Source organism: Streptomyces sp. NPDC005181 (assembly GCF_040608395.1).
Classification (GTDB): domain Bacteria; phylum Actinomycetota; class Actinomycetes; order Streptomycetales; family Streptomycetaceae; genus Streptomyces.
The window spans coordinates 1-2,299 of the sequence record NZ_JBEXID010000224.1 but is presented as its reverse complement, the minus strand read 5'-3'; the positions used below and the strand labels follow the sequence as shown (position 1 = coordinate 2,299).

Below are 2,299 nucleotides of genomic sequence, written 5' to 3'. Positions count from 1 at the left end.
AAGCGAAGTGCTCCCCGGGCGATGAGCTCGAGTCGGCACAATGGCACAGCCTGGGCGAAGGCGCCGTGGTGCCGTATGACAACGACGCCATCGGGGAAGGCGAGATGGAAGGGAATGCGCAGTCGGCCGCGGAGGCCGCCCGCGCGGCTGAGGGCGACGGGCACGACCGGCTGGAGGACCAACTCGCCGGGAAGTCCGCCGACGACCTCGTGGCCGCGCTGAAGGCGGCCACGCCCACCCAGATGGTGAAGCTGTCCGGGGATTCGACCGCCGATTGCAGCTGAGCGGCCAGAGCGGTGAACGTTTTGCCGTGCTGCTCCGTCATAGAGAAAACGACCTGGGGGCACGCATGGGTGATGCTCGGCAGGCGGTGTCGGTCAACAGGGCCGGCGCCGCCTTGGCGGTGAGTCAGATGGATGCGGCGCGCATCCGCGCGGTGCTGATCCTGGGCGGCGTGCCTCTGGGCGATCTTGAAGACGGGGTGCAGCACGTCCGGTTGAAGCTGCTGCAGGAGCAGGCCAACCCACAGCGGCCCGAGATCCGCAATCCGGCAGCCTGGGTGGCAGTGGTCGCTTCCCGAGTCGCCGCCGACTGGCATCGCAACCTCCGCCGCGAAGCCGGACTGCGCGAGCGTCTGGCGGCACGCTGGGCGCACCATCCGCCGGTGGACCATCCCGAGGAACTTCGGGTGCTCGCCCTGGCCGTGGCGCAGGAGCTGCAGGCACTGCCGACCCAGCACCGGCAAGTTGTGGTGCTGCGCTACTACGTCGACCTGCCGGTCCGGGACATCGCACAGCTACTACAGATCCCGGAGGGCACGGTCAAGAGCCGGCTGCACGCGGCCGCAGCAGCCCTGCGTCCTCGCCTGACCAACCAGGAGGTGAGCTGAAGATGGAACCGCTGACGGAATCAGAGGAAGACCGGCTGCGACTGACCCTGTCCCTGATCGCCAAAGAGGCCGATCGGGAGGCAACGGCCCAAGCCGCTCACCGGAACCGCCGTCGTGTCCTGACCGGTATGCTGATCGCCGCGGCCGTGGCGATCAGCATGGGGCTCGCCGTCACCGGCGATCCCTCCTCCACGGCCGGACGGCCCGGCCCAGGAGGGGACGGCAAGCTCACGACGGCAGGTGCCATCGCCTGTAGTCGAGTCATCGCCGAAGGCGATGTGGTGTCCGTACGCGACGCCCCGCAACCCGACCGGGTGATCCTCACCTTCCACGTCAAGGACTGGCTCAAGCCCGCCCACGGCGCCCAGCAGGTCGACCTCAACGTCGTCGATCCGGCCAAGGATGGCCTCCTCAAGCGCTGGCAGCCGGGCGAGCATGTCCTAATCGTGGTCGAGACCGACCGAGACAACCACGTCAACACCTATCGGGGCGGCACCATTGCCGAGCGACGTGCCGAACTCGAGCCCGCCCTGCCCAAGGCTCTCGGCATGAAATGCTCCAACCGGGCAGACAGCTGACCCCTCCGACCCGAGCTCGGTCCCGTGGAGGACTGGCAACACGTCGCTGCCGTCGTCTGCGACGCATCCCGGGGCCGAGCTGTGCGCGGTTCGGAAACAGGCACTAACCTTGACTCTGTCGAGGATCTTGGAATCAGTGGTGTCAACCACGGCTACTTCTCCAGGACTTCGGCCGGTGGATGTTGTGCTGGTCCAGGAAATTCTGGAAGGCGGTGGGCTGCCGGGCCGGAGGTGTTCCTCCGGCTGGCGGCAGGCCGCTGAGTCGCTCGATGTTGACAGCGATGGCGGTCAGGACGTGCTGGATGTGGGTTTTGTCCTGGCCTCGGTAGCGGCAGCGGCGCATGCCGTGGCCGTGAGCGAACTCGTTGACGGTGCCCTCCACCCCGGAACGGACCGCGTACCGCGCCTTCCACTCGGGTGTCTGCTGCTCGGTTCGGACGCGGAGTTGCAGGTCGCGGAGTTCTCGCGGTGGGAAGCCCACGTTGCGGGCGCTTTCGCGGGAGGTGGTGCACTGGGCGCGGACTGGGCAGGGCTGGCACTGGCCCTTGGTGAACCGCGCCACGATCAGCGGGGCAGCGGTGGGCGACGACGTCGGGTAGGGGCCGTGCCAGCCCCGGCTGACCTGGCCCTGGGGGCAGGTTACCTGTCGGCGATCGAAGTCGATGTGGAAGTCGTCACGGCCGAAGCCCTCGCCTCGGCGATGCTGGCGGGTGGGGTTGCCCGGCAGCGGTCCGGTGACGGTGACCCGGTGTTCGCGGGCGGCCTGTTCCAGATGGACGAGGGAGGTGTAGCCGCTGTCGACCAGGTGCTCGGTGGGCAGCAGGCCGCGACG

3 protein-coding genes and 1 pseudogene are annotated in these 2,299 nt (G+C 68.4%); 3 read left to right on the top strand and 1 reads right to left on the bottom strand.

Annotated features, from left to right (window positions below):
* The 3 genes and pseudogenes from ABZV38_RS40170 to ABZV38_RS40160 all read left to right on the top strand — a co-directional run.
* Positions 1-284: pseudogene (locus tag ABZV38_RS40170) on the top strand (hypothetical protein); the annotation flags it as partial.
* Between the two features lie 128 nt (positions 285-412).
* On the top strand, positions 413-889 hold the full coding sequence (locus ABZV38_RS40165) for a sigma-70 family RNA polymerase sigma factor (RefSeq protein ID WP_326608497.1): 477 nt from the start codon (positions 413-415) through the stop codon (positions 887-889).
* A 2-nt stretch (positions 890-891) separates the two neighbouring features.
* Positions 892-1,467, top strand: a complete 576-nt coding sequence (locus tag ABZV38_RS40160) for a hypothetical protein (protein WP_356333888.1) — start codon at positions 892-894, stop codon at positions 1,465-1,467.
* Positions 1,468-1,609: 142 nt separating this feature from the next.
* On the opposite strand, the gene ABZV38_RS40155 is transcribed toward ABZV38_RS40160, so the two are convergent.
* A partial coding sequence (locus ABZV38_RS40155; protein WP_356333886.1) for a transposase occupies positions 1,610-2,299 on the bottom strand: 690 nt, incomplete at its 5' end.

What these genes read in the sequence shown, in the direction of transcription:
- ABZV38_RS40165 (WP_326608497.1), top strand. Translation starts at nt 413, where the DNA reads ATGGATGCGGCGCGCATCCGCGCGGTGCTGATCCTGGGCGGCGTGCCT.
- ABZV38_RS40160 (WP_356333888.1), top strand. Translation starts at nt 892, where the DNA reads ATGGAACCGCTGACGGAATCAGAGGAAGACCGGCTGCGACTGACCCTG.